At 68.3% G+C, this 17785-nt stretch carries 17 protein-coding genes; 7 read left to right on the plus strand and 10 right to left on the minus strand.

The features are described from left to right. Nucleotides 1-30 precede the first annotated feature (30 nt). From VG502_RS02945 to VG502_RS02965, 5 genes are all read right to left on the minus strand, one after another. Nucleotides 31-1563: a flavin-containing monooxygenase gene (locus VG502_RS02945; RefSeq protein ID WP_325548525.1), complete on the minus strand. Its 1533-nt coding sequence runs from the start codon at nucleotides 1561-1563 to the stop codon at nucleotides 31-33. Between the two features lie 94 nt (nucleotides 1564-1657). Beyond that, complete coding sequence (locus tag VG502_RS02950) at nucleotides 1658-2335, minus strand: LutC/YkgG family protein (RefSeq protein ID WP_325548527.1); 678 nt, start codon at nucleotides 2333-2335, stop codon at nucleotides 1658-1660. Then, complete coding sequence (locus VG502_RS02955; protein WP_325548547.1) at nucleotides 2332-3762, minus strand: LutB/LldF family L-lactate oxidation iron-sulfur protein; 1431 nt, start codon at nucleotides 3760-3762, stop codon at nucleotides 2332-2334. The genes VG502_RS02950 and VG502_RS02955 overlap by 4 nt, the downstream gene beginning before the upstream one ends. 53 nt (nucleotides 3763-3815) lie before the next feature. After that, a complete protein-coding gene (locus VG502_RS02960; RefSeq protein WP_325548529.1) occupies nucleotides 3816-4568 on the minus strand; it encodes a (Fe-S)-binding protein in 753 nt (250 codons plus the stop codon). Next, nucleotides 4565-6286, minus strand: coding sequence for an L-lactate permease (locus VG502_RS02965; protein ID WP_325548531.1), 1722 nt, complete (start codon nucleotides 6284-6286; stop codon nucleotides 4565-4567). The genes VG502_RS02960 and VG502_RS02965 overlap by 4 nt, the downstream gene beginning before the upstream one ends. Nucleotides 6287-6413: 127 nt before the next feature. On the opposite strand from VG502_RS02965, the gene VG502_RS02970 reads away from it, so the two are divergent. Both VG502_RS02970 and VG502_RS02975 read left to right on the plus strand, forming a co-directional pair. Next, the gene (locus VG502_RS02970) at nucleotides 6414-7130 is read left to right on the plus strand and encodes a FadR/GntR family transcriptional regulator (protein WP_325548533.1); all 717 of its coding nucleotides are present in this window, start codon (nucleotides 6414-6416) and stop codon (nucleotides 7128-7130) included. Beyond that, complete coding sequence (locus tag VG502_RS02975) at nucleotides 7127-8281, plus strand: geranylgeranyl reductase family protein (protein ID WP_325548534.1); 1155 nt, start codon at nucleotides 7127-7129, stop codon at nucleotides 8279-8281. Before VG502_RS02970 ends, VG502_RS02975 begins: the two co-directional genes overlap by 4 nt. A gap of 16 nt (nucleotides 8282-8297) precedes the next feature. Here the strand turns inward: VG502_RS02975 and VG502_RS02980 are convergent, their stop codons facing one another. Further along, nucleotides 8298-8828 (minus strand): DUF4190 domain-containing protein, encoded by a 531-nt coding sequence (locus VG502_RS02980; RefSeq protein WP_325548535.1) that lies wholly within the window; start codon nucleotides 8826-8828, stop codon nucleotides 8298-8300. Between the two features lie 86 nt (nucleotides 8829-8914). On the opposite strand from VG502_RS02980, the gene VG502_RS02985 reads away from it, so the two are divergent. After that, complete coding sequence (locus tag VG502_RS02985; RefSeq protein WP_325548536.1) at nucleotides 8915-9616, plus strand: class I SAM-dependent methyltransferase; 702 nt, start codon at nucleotides 8915-8917, stop codon at nucleotides 9614-9616. A gap of 113 nt (nucleotides 9617-9729) precedes the next feature. Here VG502_RS02985 and VG502_RS02990 read toward each other — a convergent pair whose 3' ends face one another. Continuing rightward, on the minus strand, nucleotides 9730-11121 hold the full coding sequence (locus tag VG502_RS02990; RefSeq protein WP_325548537.1) for a glucose-6-phosphate dehydrogenase: 1392 nt from the start codon (nucleotides 11119-11121) through the stop codon (nucleotides 9730-9732). A gap of 257 nt (nucleotides 11122-11378) precedes the next feature. Here VG502_RS02990 and VG502_RS02995 point away from each other — a divergent pair, with 257 nt between their 5' ends. After that, on the plus strand, nucleotides 11379-11852 hold the full coding sequence (locus VG502_RS02995) for a cysteine dioxygenase (RefSeq protein ID WP_325548538.1): 474 nt from the start codon (nucleotides 11379-11381) through the stop codon (nucleotides 11850-11852). Continuing rightward, nucleotides 11846-12328, plus strand: a complete 483-nt coding sequence (locus VG502_RS03000; protein ID WP_325548539.1) for a rhodanese-like domain-containing protein — start codon at nucleotides 11846-11848, stop codon at nucleotides 12326-12328. The genes VG502_RS02995 and VG502_RS03000 overlap by 7 nt, the downstream gene beginning before the upstream one ends. On the opposite strand, the gene VG502_RS03005 is transcribed toward VG502_RS03000, so the two are convergent. Further along, entirely contained in the window at nucleotides 12318-12803 is a 486-nt protein-coding gene (locus tag VG502_RS03005) for an OsmC family protein (protein WP_325548540.1), read from the minus strand. The two genes, VG502_RS03000 and VG502_RS03005, sit on opposite strands and share 11 nt — an antisense overlap. 94 nt (nucleotides 12804-12897) lie before the next feature. Here VG502_RS03005 and VG502_RS03010 point away from each other — a divergent pair, with 94 nt between their 5' ends. After that, the gene (locus VG502_RS03010; protein WP_325548541.1) at nucleotides 12898-13761 is read left to right on the plus strand and encodes a GNAT family N-acetyltransferase; all 864 of its coding nucleotides are present in this window, start codon (nucleotides 12898-12900) and stop codon (nucleotides 13759-13761) included. Nucleotides 13762-13829: 68 nt separating this feature from the next. On the opposite strand, the gene VG502_RS03015 is transcribed toward VG502_RS03010, so the two are convergent. Continuing rightward, nucleotides 13830-14669 (minus strand): SDR family NAD(P)-dependent oxidoreductase, encoded by an 840-nt coding sequence (locus VG502_RS03015; RefSeq protein WP_325548542.1) that lies wholly within the window; start codon nucleotides 14667-14669, stop codon nucleotides 13830-13832. A gap of 155 nt (nucleotides 14670-14824) precedes the next feature. Continuing rightward, a complete protein-coding gene (locus VG502_RS03020) occupies nucleotides 14825-16303 on the minus strand; it encodes a flavin-containing monooxygenase (protein WP_325548543.1) in 1479 nt (492 codons plus the stop codon). Between the two features lie 75 nt (nucleotides 16304-16378). On the opposite strand from VG502_RS03020, the gene VG502_RS03025 reads away from it, so the two are divergent. Next, nucleotides 16379-17023: a TetR/AcrR family transcriptional regulator gene (locus VG502_RS03025; protein WP_325548544.1), complete on the plus strand. Its 645-nt coding sequence runs from the start codon at nucleotides 16379-16381 to the stop codon at nucleotides 17021-17023. Nucleotides 17024-17785: the final 762 nt, after the last annotated feature.

Consider the following 17785-nt stretch of genomic DNA (forward strand, 5'->3'; position numbering starts at 1 on the left):
CCGTCATTCGGCAAGGGATGCGTGCGAGCATCACGCCACGCTGGGTTCTGCGGCGCCGACTGCGACACCGACTGCGGCGGTGTGCAGGTCATCGTTCGGGGACCGCTGCTCGCCGGGCCGGACGAAAGTCATGCTGTCGGTGACGTCGGCTCGCCTGGCATCGCGCCGGTCGGAGAAGTAGTTCTGCCGCAGGAACCACGGCTTGCGGTCACCCTGCTTGGGCAGGCTCGCGAGCGAGCGCTGGATGTAGCCCGCCGCGAGATCCAGTGCGGGCGACGTCGGCATCTCGTGGGTGACGGTCGGGTAGCCGTAGGCGTGGCCGCTCCGGCGCACGTGGTTGACGAATCGGCAGAAGAACTTCGCCGACAGGTCCGCACGCAGCGTCCACGACGCGTTCGTGTAGCCGATGCACACGGCGGCGTTCGGCACACCCTCGAGCATCAGGCCCTGATAGATGTAGCGCTGTCCCGGATCACAGTCCCGGCCGTCGACGCTGAGCTTGGCGCCGCCGATGAGCTGCACGTTCAGGCCGGTGGCGGTGACGATGATGTCGGACGGGATCGACCCACCCGACCCGGTGTGTATGGCGCCCTCCTCGACCCGGTCGATCGTGTCGGTGACGACGTCGACGTCATGGTCCCGGATCGCCTTGAAGAGATCGGAGTCCGGCACGATGCACAGGCGCTCGTCCCACGGCTTGTACCGCGGGGTGAAGGCCTGCATGTCGACGTTGCTGCCCTTGAGCTGGCGAGCGACGCCGCTGCGCAACACCTTGGTCGCCGCACCGGGAGCGCGGCGGCAGAACTCGTAGAACCCGACGGCCGTGGCTGCGTTCTTCAGCCGCACGGCGGCATACGCGCGCTTCGCGGGCAGCACCGTGCGCAGCGCCTTGGCGATGACGTCGCGCGACGGCAGCGTGAGGACGTAGGTGGGTGACCGCTGCAGCATCGTCACGTGGGCGCCCTGGCGCGCGAGCGCCGGGACCAGCGTCATCGCGGTCGCTCCGGAACCGATGACGGTGACCTTCCGGCCCTGCACGTCCACTCCGTCGGACGGCCAGAACTGCGGGTGTATGACGTCCCCGTCGAAGTCCTCGATGCCCGGGAAGTCGGGTTGGTAGCCCTGCTCGTAGTCGTAGTAGCCGGAGCACAGGTAGACGAAGTCGGCGGTGACGGTGCGGTCACCCTCCGGGGTGCTCAGCGCGAGCGTCCAGCGCGCGTCGCTGCTGGACCAGTCGGCGCTGGTCACTCTCGTGGAGTAGACGATCCGCTCGTCGATGCCGTATTTCGCCGCGGTGTCCTTCAGGTACTGCAGGATGTCCGCGCCGTCGGCGATCGACTTCTCACCCGTCCACGGCTCGAACGGGAAGCCGAGGGTGAACATGTCCGAGTCGGACCGGATGCCCGGGTAGCGGAAGAGATCCCACGTGCCGCCCAGGCTCTCGCGCGCCTCGAGGATCGCGTAATCGGCGCCCGGACACATCGTCTGGATCCGGTAACCGGCGTCGATCCCGGACAGGCCGGCGCCCACGACCAGCACGTCGTAGTGATCCTGCAAGGGCATCGTCTCTCCTCGGCTCGCCGTTCGGGGGGTCGTCCGAGGGTCCAAGTTACCCGCCGGTCACATGTCGTGCCAGATCACCCACCGACAGCGTGCCCTACCCGTTCACGATGATGACGTGCAGGTGCCGCGGGCCGTGCACCCCCTCGATGCGGTTGAGCTCGATGTCGCTCGTGGCGCTGGGACCACTGATCCAGGTCAGCGCCCGGTGCGCCTCGATTGCCGGCCGCAGCAGGCGTATGGCGCCGGGAACGTCCGGCGTCACCTGGCTCTCGCGGACGATGCAGACGTGCACGTCCGGCACCAGGGTGAGCGCGCGACGACCCTGGTCGGGCGTGTGGTCGAGCACGATGGTGCCGGTCTCGGCGATGGCCACGGCCGCTGCGGTCACGACCGCATCGCAGTGGTCGAGGTCGGCGGTGGTCAGGTCGGTGTCCTCGACCCGGTCGGCCGTGACGGCCGACAGCCAATCCCGATCCAGACCGGGAGGTATGACGACACTGCCGACCTGGTGGGCCTGCAGCGCCGCCTCGATGCGCGCGGCGAGTTGCTCCGGCCCGCAGCGTTCGACGACCGCCCGGTAGTCGGCGGTGACCTCGGCGAACCGGTCGATCATCGCCTCGTGCGTGCCGTCGGCGGAGTGGTCCTCGACGGCGCCGGCCGCCGGCGCCGCGTCGTTGTCCTCCCGGGCACCGGTCTCGTCCAGCGCGTGCCGGATGCGTCGCAGGATCTCGGCGCGTGCGCCGGACGTGTCGCGGCGTGGCGTGGTCGTCATGAGCCGTCCCCTTCGTGAGTGCGTTTCCACCAGGCCCGGAACGATTCCTTCGCCGGCACCGGGGCGTTGCGCGCCTGGGTCCACGCGGAGGCGGGCCACGGCAGCTGGCTGATGGAGGTCTTCTTGCCGAGCAGCCGGGCACCGGCAGCGGCTCCGGCCTGGACACCTTCGAGTCGCTTGTGGTTGCCGAACACCCACGATGCGGCGCGCATGCCGGCGGCCTCCGCGGAGGGCAGGCCGCCGCGGTGCTGGTCGACGACCTGGCTGCGCAGCTCGACGAGCATGCGCGGTATGTCGATGCGCACCGGGCAGGCCTCGAAGCAGGCACCGCACAGGCTGGACGCGTAGGGCAGCGACTGGTCGATGTCGCTCGTTGTCCCGCGCAGCTGCGGGGTCAGCACGGCACCGATCGGGCCCGGATAGACCGACCCGTAGGCGTGGCCGCCCGCGCGCTCGTAGACGGGGCAGACGTTGAGGCAGGCGGAGCACCGGATGCAACGCAGCGCCTCCCGGCCCAGCTTTTCCTCCAGGACCCGGGTCCGGCCGTTGTCCAACAGGACGACGTGCACGTCCTGCGGGCCGTCGTCGGGTGTGGCACCGGTCCACATCGTCGTGTAGGGATTCATCCGCTCGCCGGTGCTGGATCGAGGCAGCAGCTGCATGAAGGTGCCGAGGTCGTCCCAGGTGGGCACGACCTTCTCGATGCCGACCACGCTGATCAGCGTCTCGGGCAGCGTCAGGCACATCCGGCCGTTGCCCTCCGACTCCAGCACGACCAGCGTGCCGGTGTCGGCCACCGCGAAGTTCGCGCCGGAGATCGCGACCTTGGCGCGCAGGAACTTCTCCCGCAGGTGCTTGCGAGCGGCCTCGGCGAGCTGGGCCGGCTCGTCGGTCATGTCCTCCGGCGCCGGCCGGCCCACCTTGCCCATCTCCCGGGCGAAGATCTCGCGGATCTGACTGCGGTTGCGGTGGATCGCCGGCACCAGGATGTGTGAGGGCCGGTCGTGGCCGAGCTGCACGATCAGCTCGGCGAGGTCGGTCTCCCACGCGCTGATGCCGGCCGCCTCGAGCGCCTCGTTGAGCTCGATCTCCTGGGTGGCCATCGACTTGACCTTGACGACCTCCTCGGTGCCGGTGGCCTGCACCAGCTCGGTGACGATGGAGCAGGCCTCGTCCGCGTCGCGAGCCCAGTGCACGGTCGCACCGGCGGCCTGCAGGTTGCGCTCCAGCTCCTCGAGGTGGTCGTCCAGGTGCGCCAGGGCGGCGTCCTTGCTGCGTGCCCCGTCGACCCGCAACTCCTCCCAGTTGTCGACCTCGCCGACGACCTGGGCCCGCTTGTCACGGATCGTGTGCGTCGCCATCTGCAGGTTGTGCCGCAGCACCGGGTTGCGCAGCTCCGGAGCCGCGAGCTTCGGGAACTTGGGCATCCCCACGAAGGTCGGTGTGGTGACACCGACCGGATTGCGTTCGGATGTGTTTTTCACGCCGGGTCCTCCTCCGTGGATGCCAGGATCTGCGCCAGGTGCAGGGACCGCACGCCGGAGCGGCTGCGGTCCAGCAGCCCACCGATGTGCGCGAGGCACGAATTGTCCCCGGCGACAACGACTTCCGCCTCGGTCTCGCGGATGTGGCGGGCCTTGTCGGAACCCATCGCGACCGAGACGTCGGCGTTCTTCATCGCGAACGTCCCGCCGAACCCGCAGCATTCGTTGGCGCCGGGCAGCTCGACGAGGTCGATGCCGCGGACGGCGCGCAGCAGTTTCAGCGGCCGGTCGCCGACGTGCAGCATCCGCAGCGAGTGACAGGTCGGGTGGTAGGTGACCCGGTGCGGGAAGTAGGCGCCGACATCCTCGACGCCGAGCACGTCGACGAGGTACTCGGACAACTCGTGGACGCGCGGGGTGAGCTGCTCCACCTCGCGGGCCAGCCCGCTGTCGCCGGAGCGTTCGGCGATCCAGCGATGCTGCTCGCGCACGGACCCGGTGCACGAGCCCGAGGGCGCGACGATGGCGTCATACGAACCGAAGACGTCGACGAACGACCGGACGAGCGGCACCGCCTCGTCGACATACCCGGTGTTGGTGAACATCTGACCGCAGCACGTCTGGGCCATCGGGAACTCGACCGTCACGCCGAGCCGCTCCAGCAGGGTGACGGTGGCCCGCGGTGTCTCGGGCCAGACCGTGTCGTTGAAGCAGGTGGCGAAGAGCGCGACGCGCGGTGCGGCGGTCACGGCAGCATCCCCGACAGGACGGTGGACTGAAGGCCGACCAGCAGGCAGACGATCACCAGCAGACCGAGCGACCACAGGATGACCTTGCGGAAGATGTCCGACTCACGGCCGACCAGGCCGACGGCGACCGCGGCGATCGTGAGGTTCTGTGGGCTGATCATCTTGCCGACCACGCCGCCGGCGGAGTTGCCCGCCACCAGCAGGGTCGGGTCGATACCGGCCTTCTTCCCGGCGGTCTGCTGCAGGGTCGCGAAGAGCGCATTGGCGCTGGTGTCCGAACCGGTGACCGCGGTGCCCAGCCAGCCGAGGATCGGTGACAGGAAGGCGAAGGCCGCGCCGGTGCCGGCGATCCAGGTGCCGATCGTGACGGTCTGACCGGACAGGTTCATCACATACGCCAGGCCCAGCACAGAGGCGACGGTGAGGAACGCGAAGCGCAGCTTGACGCCGGTTTCCACGAACTCACGTCCCCATTGGGCCGGGCTCACCTTGTAGACCAGCGCGACGACGACCGAGCAGATCAGCAGCAGCGAGCCGGGCGAGGACAGCCACGGCAGCGTGTAGACCGTGGTCGCGCTCACCTTGCCGGTGCCGGACAGGACGTGGCCGTCCAGGCCGGGCCAGGAGATCTTCACGTCGGTGTCGGCCAACGCGTTCTTGATCGGGTCGATCAGCTTGGCCGCCGCGAACACCGCGATGACGAGCAGGTAGGGCAACAGCGCCATACCGATGCGACCGGGGGTGAGTGCGCTCGCCCGACGGTCCATCTCATCCGCGGAGGTGAACGCGATGTCGTCGTCCGCGACGCCGGTGCCGACGTCGCCGGATCCGCCACCGGCAGAGGCATATTCGAGCTGACGGGCCTCGGCGAGGGTCTCGTTCGCCTCGTCGCGGCCCTGCGGCCGCCAGAAGCGCAGCATGATGACGGCGGATGCGAGCCCGGCCAGTGACGCGATGACGTCGGTCAACTCGACGGAGATGTAGGTCGCCGACGCCCACTGGGTCACGGCGAACACCGCACCCACCACGAGCGCGATCGGCCAGGTCTGGCGGACCCCGCGACGGCCGTCGACCAGGAAGACGAGCATCAGCGGGACGACCAGCGCGAGGACCGGGGTCTGGTGTCCGACATACGCGCCGACGATGTTGTAGTCGATGTGGGTCAGGTTGCCGGCCGTGATGATCGGGATGCCGATCGCCCCGAACGCGACGGGCGCGGTGTTGGCCAGCAGCGCGACGGCGGCGGCACGCAGCGGCGAGAAGCCGACCGCCACGAGCATCACGCCGGTGATCGCGACCGGAGCGCCGAAACCGGCGAGCGCCTCCAGCAGGGCACCGAAGCAGAACGCGATGATGATCGCCTGCACCCGCGGGTCGTCCGACACCAGGTGGAACGCCGCCCGCAGGTCCTCGAAGCGGCCCGCCACGACGGTGATCTGGTAGAGCACGATCGCGCTGAAGACGATCCACATGATCGGCACCAGGCCGTATGCCGCCCCCTCCGTCCCGGACAACAGCGCCAGCGACACCGGCATCTTGAAGGCGGCCACGGCCACGATCAGGGCGATCGCCAGACCGGTCAGTCCGGCCCAGTGCGCCTTCCAGCGCAACAGGCCGAGGGTCAGGAAGATGCTCAGCAGTGGAAGCGACGCGATCACCGCGGACAGCCAGAGGCTGTCCGCGACCGGCGTGATCGGGGGTTGATAGGTCGTCGGCATTGTTGCGGGCTCCAAACGGGGAGATGGTGCGGGGCTCGTAATGGTCTTACCATTAAGTGTGACGCAGAACATACCAGCAGATCCGGTCCCGCGAAACCCCCTCGCACAACGTCGTAGGCTCGCGGGCGTGTCTGCAGATGTTCCGCCGAAGAAGGCGTGGGAACTCGTCGTCGCATGGGTCGAGGACCGCATCCTGAGTGGGGAGTACGTCGTCGGCTCGCACCTGCCGGCCGAGCGCGATCTCGCGCAACGGGTCGGAGTGAGCCGCCCCGCCGTACGCGAAGCGGTGCGGACGCTGGAGGCTTCCGGCGTGGTCCGCTCCGCGGTCGGGGCGGGCGCTGCGGGCGGGACACGGATCACCGGCGTGCCGCACACCGCACTGACGCGCCTGCTGCGACTGCACGTCGCGCTGGCCAGCTTCCCCACGACGGATGTGACCGAGGTTCGCGTTGCCCTGGAACGTCTTTCGACCCGCCTGGCGAGTCGGCGGGCGAGCGCGGGCGATGTGGCACAGATGCAGCAGCTGCTCGTCGCCATGGACGACGACGAGCTGACGATGGCGGAATTCAACGACTACGACACCGGCCTGCACGTCGCCATCGCGGAGGCGGCCGGCAACCGACTCGCCAGTGACCTGACGATCGCGATCCGGGAGTCGATGCGACTGCCGATCCTCTCCGGCCTGGCTGCCCTCGACAGCTGGACGGACACGCGCGAGATCCTGCGTGCCCAGCACCATGCCGTCGTCGCCGCGATCTCCGCGCAGGACGCGGAGCACGCCGTCACGCTGATGGAGGAGCACATCCGAACCGCCTACGACCGTATGACGAGCCTGCACCCGTGAGCGCGCAGCCACAGCCGTATGACGTGGTGGTCGTCGGCGCCGGCCCGGCGGGCAGTCCTGCCGCGCATGCCGCCGCACGGGCGGGCGCCAGCACGCTGCTGGTCGATCGTGCGGCGTTTCCCCGCTACAAGACGTGCGGCGGCGGCCTCATCGGGCCCACGCTCAGGTCATTGCCGGACGGCCTCGACGTGCCGGTGCAACAGCGAATCACCAAGGCATCGTTCACGATTCGTGGTCGTTCGCCTTACGGGCAGCGCGCCGATGACCGGATCCTCAGCCTGGTCAACCGGGCCGAGTTCGACACCGCACTGCTCGACGCCGCGGCCGCCGCCGGCGCGCAGGTGCGCGCCGGCGTCACGGTGAGCTCGCTGCGCGAGGAGGCCGGTGTCGTCACGCTCAGCACTTCGGACGGCGAGATCCGGGCACGCGCCGTGGTCGGCGCGGACGGGTCGGCGAGCCGGACCGGCCGGTATGTCGGGGTCGAGTTCCGGCAGGTCGACCTCGGCCTGGAGGTGGAGCTGGCGCCGGACGAGGCGGCGCGGGCCGCCTGGTCCGGGCGGGTCCACCTCGACTGGGGTCCGACGCCCGGCTCCTACGCCTGGGTCTTTCCCAAGCGGGACGTGCTGACCGTCGGCGTGATCATGGCGAAGGGATCACCGGCCGAGACGAAGCAGTACCGCACGGATTTCGTTGCGCAGCAAGGACTTTCCGCGTTGCCGGTGGTGCGCGACTCCGGACACCTGACGCGCTGCCGGACCGCGGACTCACCGCTCGGTCGCGGGCGGGTGCTGGTGGCCGGCGACGCCGCCGGCCTGCTCGAACCGTGGACGCGGGAGGGCATCTCGTATGCTGTCCGGTCCGGCGCCCTCGCCGGTGCAGCGGCGGCGCGGATCGCCAGCGGCGGCACGTCACCGGAGTCGGGCCTTGCGTCATACACCCGGGACGTGGAGCGGGAGCTCGGCGCCGAGATGGCCGTGGGCGAGCAGGCGCTGCGCGCCTTCGAGCGGCACCCGCGGGCGTTCCACACGATGTTGCGAACTCCGCTCGGCTGGCGGGTTTTCGTGCGGATCACGCGCGGCGACACGACGCTCGCCCACCTGGCGCGGCATCGCGCCATCCGGGTCGGCCTGGCGGCGATGAACCGCTGGTGACGGCTCGGCGAGCGGGTCAGGACGCGGCGATGATGGCGACGATGTAGCCGATGCTGGCAACCACCTGCACGGCGCCGATCACGATGCCGGCGATCGACATACCGCGGCCAACGCCACCGATCTCCTTGGACCTGTTGAGACCGAGGACCCCGAGCACGATCGCCACGATGCCGGCGACGAAGCAGAAGACGAAGCCCGCGAGGCTGGTGACGAAGGCAGCGATGGCCAGGCCGTTGGTCGGCTTCGGCTGATAGGCGGTGTAGGGCGTGCCCGGTGCGCCATACGGCGACTGCTGGCCGTACGGCGGGTAGGGCTGCTGGCCATACTGCGACTGGCCGTAACCGGGTTGCGAGTAGCCCTGTGGCTGCTGGCCGTACTGCGGGTAGCCCTCGGGCCCGTATGCCGACTGGCCCTGCTGCGCATAGGGATCCGTGGGCTGCCCCGGGTAGGGCGACGGCGCGTAGGGGTCGACCGCCGGCTGGGCAGTCGTCTCCTGCTCGTGGAACTGCCGGTCTGCGGGGCTGCGCTCGCCGTACGGATCAGACATGCGGCCCATGGTAGGCGCGCGCGTGTCGCCGCCACGAATCAAGACGAATCGTCGGCAGCCGGGCGACGATGCGCTTCAATCGAGGGATGAGTCTGCGATCGGAGGAGTTCGAGCGCGCGCGCCGCGAGACCGTTCGGTACCACGAGGAGCTCTACGCCGCTGCGGAGCTCGGCGACGCCGGCACCTGGCTGGCCCAGCCACATCCGCTGCTGTTCGACGCGCTGGAGTTGCTTCCCGCCGACCGGCCGCTCGTCGCCTATGACCTCGGCGCCGGCATCGGGCGCCATACGATCCCGATGCTGCGACTGTTGCCGCCCGGTTCGCAGGTGTATGCCGTCGACCTGTTGCCGTCCGCGCTCGACCAGCTCGAGCAGCAGGTGCCGGCCGGGACGACGACCGCGCTGCACACCCGGGCCGTGGATCTGGTCGATTTCGAGCTGACCGCGCCGGCCGACCTCGTCTTCGCGTTCTCCGCGATCGAGCACCTCCCGAGCGCAGCGGCGGTGCGCACGCTGTTGCAGCGGATCGCCGCCGCACTGAACCCGGGCGGTGTCGTGGCCCTGGGCATCATCGCCGATCGCTTCGAGATCCGCGGTGACGGCACGCGCCGGCCGGCCCTGCTGGAGAGTGAGCTGTCCATCGAGGCGGCACGTGAACTCCTCGGTGAGACGTTCGCCGATCTCACGGTCGAGCAGCTGCACCTGCGGCCCGCCGACGTCCGCGAGGAACGCGACGGCGAGAGCTACACGCTCGCGGCGACGCTGCTGACCTTCCTCGCGACCGCTTAGGTGCGCAGCTGGTTTCGATACGCCTCCTCCGCTGCGCTCCTCCGGCTACCCATCGATACGTCCGCTCGTTCCTCGCGGCCTACTCAGGGCGGCGCTCAACCCGCTTGGTGCGGCTACTCGACGACCGAGTCGGCGGGCAGCCAGCCCTCCGGTCCGGACGAGCCGGCCGGGTAGGTCTCCATCGGGACGCGGCCGGCCTTCCAGGACTTGAGCACGGGATCCATGATGCGCCAACAGGATTCGGCGGCGTCGCTGCGTACGGACAGCAGCGTGTCACCGTCCAGGACCTCGCGCAGGACCTCGCCATACGGGAGCATCCAGCCGGGGGCGAGCTCGGCCCGCAGCGTCTTCTGCTCCAGGTCCATCGGGCTGCCCTCGGCGTTCATCGTGAGGACGAACGACACGGCGCCGGGGTTGAGGTCGATGACCAGCTTGTCCGGCGCCGCCGAGTTGTCGAATCCGTTGGGCAGGTGCGGGACCGGGCGGAAATATGCGATCACCTGCTTGCGCGGAGCACCGAGCGCCTTGCCGCTACGCAGCGTGAACGGCACGCCCGCCCACCGGTTGTTGCGGACCTCGACCTGGACCTGCGCGAGCGTCTCGGTCTCCCGCGCAGCGTCGACACCCTTCTCCCGCGTGTATGCCGGGATCTTGCGCCGACCGATCTGGCCGGCGGTGTAGCGCGCCCGCTTGCTGGACCGCTTCGGGCTGCCTCCCCACAGGTGCGTGGAGCGCAGGACCTGCGCCTTCTGGTCCTGCACCTCCTGGGCCGACAGGTCGGCGATCGACTCCATCGCGAACACGCCGAGGATCTGCAGCAGGTGCGACTGCAGCATGTCCCGCAGCGCCCCCGCCCCGTCGTAATAGCCGGCACGGCCCTCGAGCGCGAGGTCCTCGTCATAGATGATCTCGACGCGCTCGATGTGCTCGGCGCTCCAGATCGGTTGCAGGATGCGGTTGGCGAAGCGCAGCCCGATGAGGTTGAGGACGGTGGAGCGGCCGAGGAAGTGGTCGACCCGGAAGATGTGGCTCTCCGGGACCAGCTTGTGCAACTGCGCGTTGAACGCGTGCGCCGACTTCTCGTCGCCACCGAACGGCTTCTCCAGCGCCAGCCGGGTGTCGTCCGGGAGGTCGATGTCCTCCAGCAGCGTGCACACCTTCATCGACACCGCCGGCGGCAGTGCGAAGTAGATGACGAGCGGGCCGGTGCCGCCTGCAATGAGGTCGGCCAGCTGCTCCGGGTTGAGCAGGTCGGTCTGCTGGTAACGGGTCTTGGCGAGCGCCGACCGCGCCGGGCGCGCCGGCACCGGCACCGTGGCGAAGGACTCCTCGACCCGCTGCTTCCATTGCGCGGCAGTCAGATCCGCCCGGTCGGCCCCCACGATCCGAACCTTCCGGGACGGCTCGATCTTCAGCAGGCTGCCGACGCCGGGCAGCAACAGCCGGTGGGTGAGGTCGCCACCGGCGCCGAGGATGAGCAGGGTCACGGGAGTCTCAGCAGCCATGGCCCGAGCATGGCACGACCGGCCGGAACTGTTCGCGATGTGAGCCGCGTCGTTTGTCACCGCGTGATGGATTGTGTAACTTGAAGTTATGCAACGCATCATCACATGTGATCCCACCCGCTCCATGGGTATGGCGGTCATGTGTCGCTGTCTGTGGGCCTGACCCTCTACCGCACGCGCCGCGTGTCGATTCCGGGTCGGCCGAATCCGCTCGCCCACAACGACATTCACCAGACAGCCTTGAAGGATGCACCCGCATGACCACCATCACCGCACGCCTCTCCCCCATCGTCGGACCGCGCGATCTCGACGCGATCACCCAGCTCCATACGGCCGCCGCCTCCCATTTCGCGTATGACGCGAGCCGCCTCGAACGCCAGTGGACGGTCCTCTCCGGGGACGACGACCACGTGCAGGTCTGGGCCATCGCCTGGCCGCCCGGGTCCTCGACCGGTTGGCACGACCACGGCACGGCCGACGGTGCGTTCCGTGTCGTGCAGGGAACACTGCGCGAGCACGTCTGGATCGGGTATGACGCCGCAAGCGACCTCCCCGTCGGGCGCGGGCGCCACTTCACCGACAGTCACGTGCACGACGTCCGCAACGAGACCTCGCAGTGGGCGGTGTCCGTGCACGCCTATCACCCGGTGCTGCAGAGCATGACTCGTTACGAAGTCCGAGACGGACAGCTCGTGATCTCGGGTCGCGACGAGGAGGGCTCGGCATGGTGACCAGCTACGTTTCCGAATTGACCTGGCAGTCAGCGCTTTTCACGGCCTCACCACCGTCCTTGCTCGACGGCGGGGCGCCGGCTTCGCGCTTCGCCGGTGTCGACCACCAGTTGGCGGATGCGCGCAGTCGACTACAGCGGCTCAGTCCTCGTGCGGCGTTCCAGGAGGTGCTGTGGCGGCGTGCGACGCTCGTCGACATACGACCGGCCGCACAACGGGCGACAGAGGGCGAGCCGTCGGATTCCCTCGCCGCGATGACGATCGAGCGCAACGTCCTCGAGTGGCGGCTCGACCCGCGCAGCGACGCACGGCTCCCGGTCGCGGCACCGGACCTGCGTGTCATCGTGCTCTGCCAGGAGGGCTACGCCTCGTCGTTGGCCGCGGATTCGTTGGTGAGCCTGGGTGTTCGCAACGCGACCGACGTCGTCGGCGGCTTCGCCGCATGGCGATCGCTCGGGCTGCCGGTCAAAGACTGACGGTCGCCACGTCCTCGCCGTCGATCACGAAGCGTGCGTCGATCGAGATCCGCGAGCGCAGCGAGTTGGCGATGAAGCACTCCTGATGCGCGATGCGCGTCAGCCGCTCGAGCTGATCGACACGGCTGCCGGACGCCAGTGTCACGACCGGGTGCAGCGCGATGTCCGTGATCCACATCGGCGAATTCCCTTCCGGCATGGTCCCTTCCGCAGCGTCGACGTAGTCGACGACATCGAGCCGGGCACGTGCGGCGACCGCAAGGAACGAGAGCAGCTGGCAACTGCTCGCCGCCATCACCACCAGCTGCTCCGGGTTGGCCAGGGCAGGATCGCCGCCGAAGTGCGGATCGGAGGAGAGCTTCATCCCGGTGAGCTCGGCGGGCGCGACCCGGTGCTCTCGGGAGTAGGCGTCATACCCCTCGCCAGTGGAGCCGTGCCAGCTCAAAGCGACCGGGTACGAGTGGTTTTCCGCCATACAGGCATCGTATGCCGGGCCGGCGCCGACCGCGATCGTGCGACCCGGCAGAAAACCGGAGGCGTGAGCCGAGCCGGCCTCCTAGCCTGAACGCATGGTGACCCAGGTCAACGCGTCCGGGCTCGAGGCCCTGGAACTGTCGACCCGCCTGCTGCAGCGCAGCAGGTCGGCCGATCCGAACAGCGGGCTCTGGGAGGCCGCCGACGTGCAGTGGTGGTGGCGCCGACCGAGTCGTTCGGACGACCTGGAGAAGCCGTTCTGGCTCGACGAGGACGGCCCGGTGGCCGGGGTCCTGTTCTCGATCCAGGGCGAGGAGGGCCAGCTCGATCCGATCGTGGTGCCCGGGACCTTCGACCTCGAGGTGGTCCTCGCCGCGGCGCTCGACCTGGGACGGGCCCACACACCGGCCGGTTTCGAGATCCCGGTCGATGATGACGACGCGGTGCTGCGACGCCTGGTCACCGATGCCGGGCTGACGGCGGGATACAGCGACAGCACCGCCTGGCTCCGCGCCGACGATCGAGGTGCGGTCCGGCCACCGGCCGATGGCTTCACGCTCGTCGACCGCAGCCGACGAGACGGCGTGCCGCATCCGATGCGCGAGCGCAACGGCGAGGGCGTCGCGCAACGACTGGCGCAGTGCTCGCTCTACGACCCGACGCTGGACCTGGCAGTGGAGACCGCCGACGGACGGTCGGCGGGCTACGCACTCTTCTGGGCGGACCCGGTCACCAAGGTGGGACTGGTCGAGCCGGTGCGCGTCGAGGACGAATTCCAGCGCCGCGGGCTGGCGTCCGCCCTCGTGAGCGCGGGAGTCGAGCGACTCGCCGCCCGCGGGATGGAAAGGATCAAGGTCTCCTTCGGCTCCGAGATCGCCGGAGCGACCTACCGAGGCGTCGGGTTCCGGCCGACCTCGACCGCTACCTGGTATGGCGAGAAGGCCCCTGCCACGGCCTGACCCGGGCGAAACAGCGTGCAACTACTGCACTGCTCACATTCGCGCACCGTCGGTGACGGCGCGCTGCATCAGCTCCTGCTCTGCTGCCGATTCGCCGATCCCATGAATCGCGGGTAGTCCGAACGGTCCAGCACCGGGCTGATCTGCTGCCAGAGAATCTTGTTGAGGATGCCGCGTGGGACGAAGTTGGCGCCGAAATGGGTGATTCGTGACTGATGGCCGCAGACGATCCGAGCCCGTCCTTTCAGGATTCCGTCGACGACCTCCTTGGCAATGGCGTCGGGACTCGTACGCAGAAATTTCTCGCCGAACTCCTTGCCCGAGTCGGTCGCAATATTGGTGGCGACCCCTCCGGGATGCACCAAGTGCACGGTGATCGGCTCGTGGAGGAGTTCGACCATGAGCGATTCGGTGAATCCGCGCACGGCCGCCTTGGCGGCGCAATACTCGCTGTGACTCGGGACGCCCGTGAGGCCGAAGATGCTGCTGACGTTGACGATGGCGCCCTCGTTGTTGTCACGCAGGTGTGGCAGAAAGGCGCGGGTGCCGTGCAGCACACCGTAGAAATTGATGGCCATGAGTCGTTCGTAGTCGAGGTCGCTGCAGGCCCACACCGGCTTGTTGCTGCCGCTGATGCCGGCGTTGTTGATGATCACGTGGGACGGTCCGAGGGCTCCGCGAACCTCGTCTGCGAACCGATAGACGGCGTCGCGATCACTGACATCGAAGGCGCTGGCGAACGACGTGGTCCCTGATGGGAGCAGAGACACCGTTTCCTCGAGGGTTGCGGAGTCATAGTCGTTGAGCGCCAGGAGGGCGCCCCGGCGGGCGAACTCCAAGGCATAGGCACGACCCATGCCGGAGCCGGCACCCGTGATCGTGACCACCTTGGCGGTGAAGTTCTTCATGGTTGACTCTCCTGTCATCGGTCTTGCCGAACTGTCGTGAGCTGCGCGGGCGGCACATCCGGTCCTGGACGGCGCGGTGCTCTCCCGCGGGCCAGTTGGGAAGGTCGTGGGCCGGGACCCGGGTGATCAGGGTTGGATGACGACACCCGGGGCGTTCATCGCCCGGTTTCCTCCACCTGGCGCAGGATGTGGTGCTCTCGCTTGAAGGACCCGGCGAGGCGGCGATATGTGAAGGTGAAGCCGGGGAACATCGCTATGACGTGCCCGCTCTTGGACTGGTACCAGGAGTGGCAGCCGCCGGACTTCCAGACCGTCCGCTCCATCTCGCGGTGGATCATGGTGGTGTATCGGTCCTCGGCCTCGGGGCAGACCTCCAGGGCGGTGGCGCCCTGTTCGTCCATCTCGTGCAGGGCATTGACCAGGTACCTCATCTGCGCCTCGATGACGAAGATCGCGGAGGTGTGGCCGATCCCGGTGTTGGGGCCGGTCACGATGAACAGGTTGGGGAAACCCGGGATGGTGGTGCCGAGGTAGGCGCGCGGGAACTCGGCCCATGCCTCGGCCAGTGTCCGGCCATCGCGCCCCACCACGGGGTAGGAAATCACCCCGTCGGTGGCGTCGTAGCCGGTCGAGTAGATGATCGCGTCCAGGTCGACCTGTCGACCGTCGCGCGTGAGTATCCCGTGCTCGTTTATCTCCGCGATTCCTTCGTCGCGGGTGTAGAGCGTGGCGTTCTTCCCGGCCAGTGCGGGATAGAGCGTGTTGGACAAGATGATGCGCTTGCACCCGATCGTGTAGTCCGGGGTGAGCTTGGCGCGGAGCTCGGGGTCGGGGACCTGTCGCTCCAGTAGCCGCAACGCCTTTCGCCTCGCGGAGAAGTTGAGTGCCCGCTGGGAGTACTTGAACCCGACCACGCGCGACTCCAGGCTCCAGTAGATGAGGACGCGGAGCATCCGGTAGATCCAGGGAATGCCCAGGAGCCGGCGCTGCATCCGGTTGAACCGACGGTCAGGGCGCGGCAGCACCCAGTGCGGTGTCCGCTGAAACACGTGCAGTTCCGCGACGTCGGGTGCGATTGCCGGAATCACTTGCGCTGCACTCGCCCCGCTGCCGATGACAGCGACCTTCTTACCCGTCAGGTCCATCGAGTGGTCCCAGCCGTTGGTGTGGAATCCGGCCCCGGCGAACTGATGCCGACCGGGGAAGTCCGGAATCACCGGAGTGCTCAATGGTCCTGAGGCGTTGACCAGTATCCGCGCAGCAAACGTTCCGCCTGCCTCGGTCGCGACCTGCCACACGTGCTCGCTGTCGTCCCATGCAACGCCCACTACGTTGGCGTTGAGAAGGGTCTTCTCGCGCAGCCCGTGCTTGTCGATGACGTGGTTGGTGTACGCCTCGAGCTCTTCCTGCGCGGCGAACATCTGGCTCCACCGGTAGGGCTCGGATGAGATCGAGTAGAGCGGTGACTGCACGTCCACCGCGGCGCCGGGGTAGCTGTTCTGGCACCAGGTGCCGCCCATGAAGTCTCGACGCTCCAGGATGAGGAAGTCGCTGATCCCGCGCTTCAGCAGGTTGATCGCGGCGCACTGACCACCGAACCCGCTACCGATGATGATCACCGAGTATGTCGGCATGGTCGCCTCCTGTCACATTGGGAATCAAGGAACTGTCAGTTTGCCAAGTGACGACGCCTGATGTCCAATGCATGGGTGAGAGGTAATACCGAGACCGGTCGGCCGTACGGCGGCGAGACGCCCGAGCAGCGCGCCATGAGGCGCCGGGAGCAGCTCCTCGACGCGGGACTCGAGCTGTTCGGGACGATTGGTTACAGGGCCACCACGGTCCGGATGCTGGCTCGGGAGTCGCGGGTCACGGACCGCTACTTCTACGAGTCGTTCTCGAATACCGAGGACTTGCTGGTCGCGGTCTACCGACGCTGCATCGAGCAGATCCGGGACACCGTGCTGGCGGCGCTGTCCAGCGACCCGGACCTCGAGGTGGACCGCCTGGCCCCACTCGCGCTGGACGCGTTCTTCAACGCGGTCGAGGATCCTCGCGTAGCTCGGGTCTGCTGGGTCGAGATCCTCGGCATCAGTCGGCGCGTCGACCAGGTCTACGGCCAGGGCCTGCGGGAATTCGCCGATCTGGTTCTGCAGGTGTTCCGGGACCGTTTCCCCCGGTGGAAGGTCGGCGACGAGGAAGGTCGCTTGGTGGCCCTGACCCTCATCGGCGGCGTCAACCAGGCAACGGTCGAATGGCTACTGACCGACTACCAGACCCCTCGGGAGGTCCTCGTCGCCGCTACGGCGCGCGTGCTGTCGGGGACCACGCGTCTCATCGCCGACGAGCAGTAGCCTCCGCGGCTCGGGAACCGCGACGGGGACACCCTGAGCGCGGCCGCCACCGATCCGCGACCATGGCAGCCACACCACTCAGGCGGGAGAAAACAGCGATGATTCGCATCCGGTGCTCGGCCGGCGACATCGCAGCGATCAAATTCGTGGTCGACCCGGCGTGGAACGTCCTGTCGAGCATGTCGCTCTTCGTGCAACCGTCCTCACGATCGCTGCACGCGCCGCTCGCGACCGCGCTGCGCGACCAGGAGGCGCCGGGTGTGGCCACGTTGCGCCGACTGACCACCAACCCGGCCGCGTCGTCGCTGCTGGTCGTGCCCGGTTATGCGTATGACGTGGACAACTCGCCCCCACAGCCATGCAAGTCGCCCCCACAGCCATGCAAGCCAAGACGACAACGGCCTGTCGAGCCGCTACCACCACCGATAGCCGAGCGCTGCCCACGTTCACGCAGCCCGTCCAGCTCACCGCAGAAAGCGTATATGGCAGGAGGCTCGACACCATTTTCATCGATAATGGTCCAGAAAAGTCCGAGCCTGACATACGTACGTCTTATCGGCGCCGAACCCACCCACCACAGCGGACTCCCTGGTGCTTTTGGTGCGTCACTCTTAGCGCGGTCGGGACTGCTGCACGGATAGGTGACATCTGATCTGTGGTGCCGAAGGGCGCCGCTGGAAGGATGTGCACTGTGCCCAAGCCATACCCCAAAGAGTTCCGTGACGACGTTGTCCGAGTCGCTCGCAGCCGTGAGCCGGGTCA

Source organism: Flexivirga sp., from assembly GCF_035551235.1.
Taxonomy (GTDB): domain Bacteria; phylum Actinomycetota; class Actinomycetes; order Actinomycetales; family Dermatophilaceae; genus Flexivirga.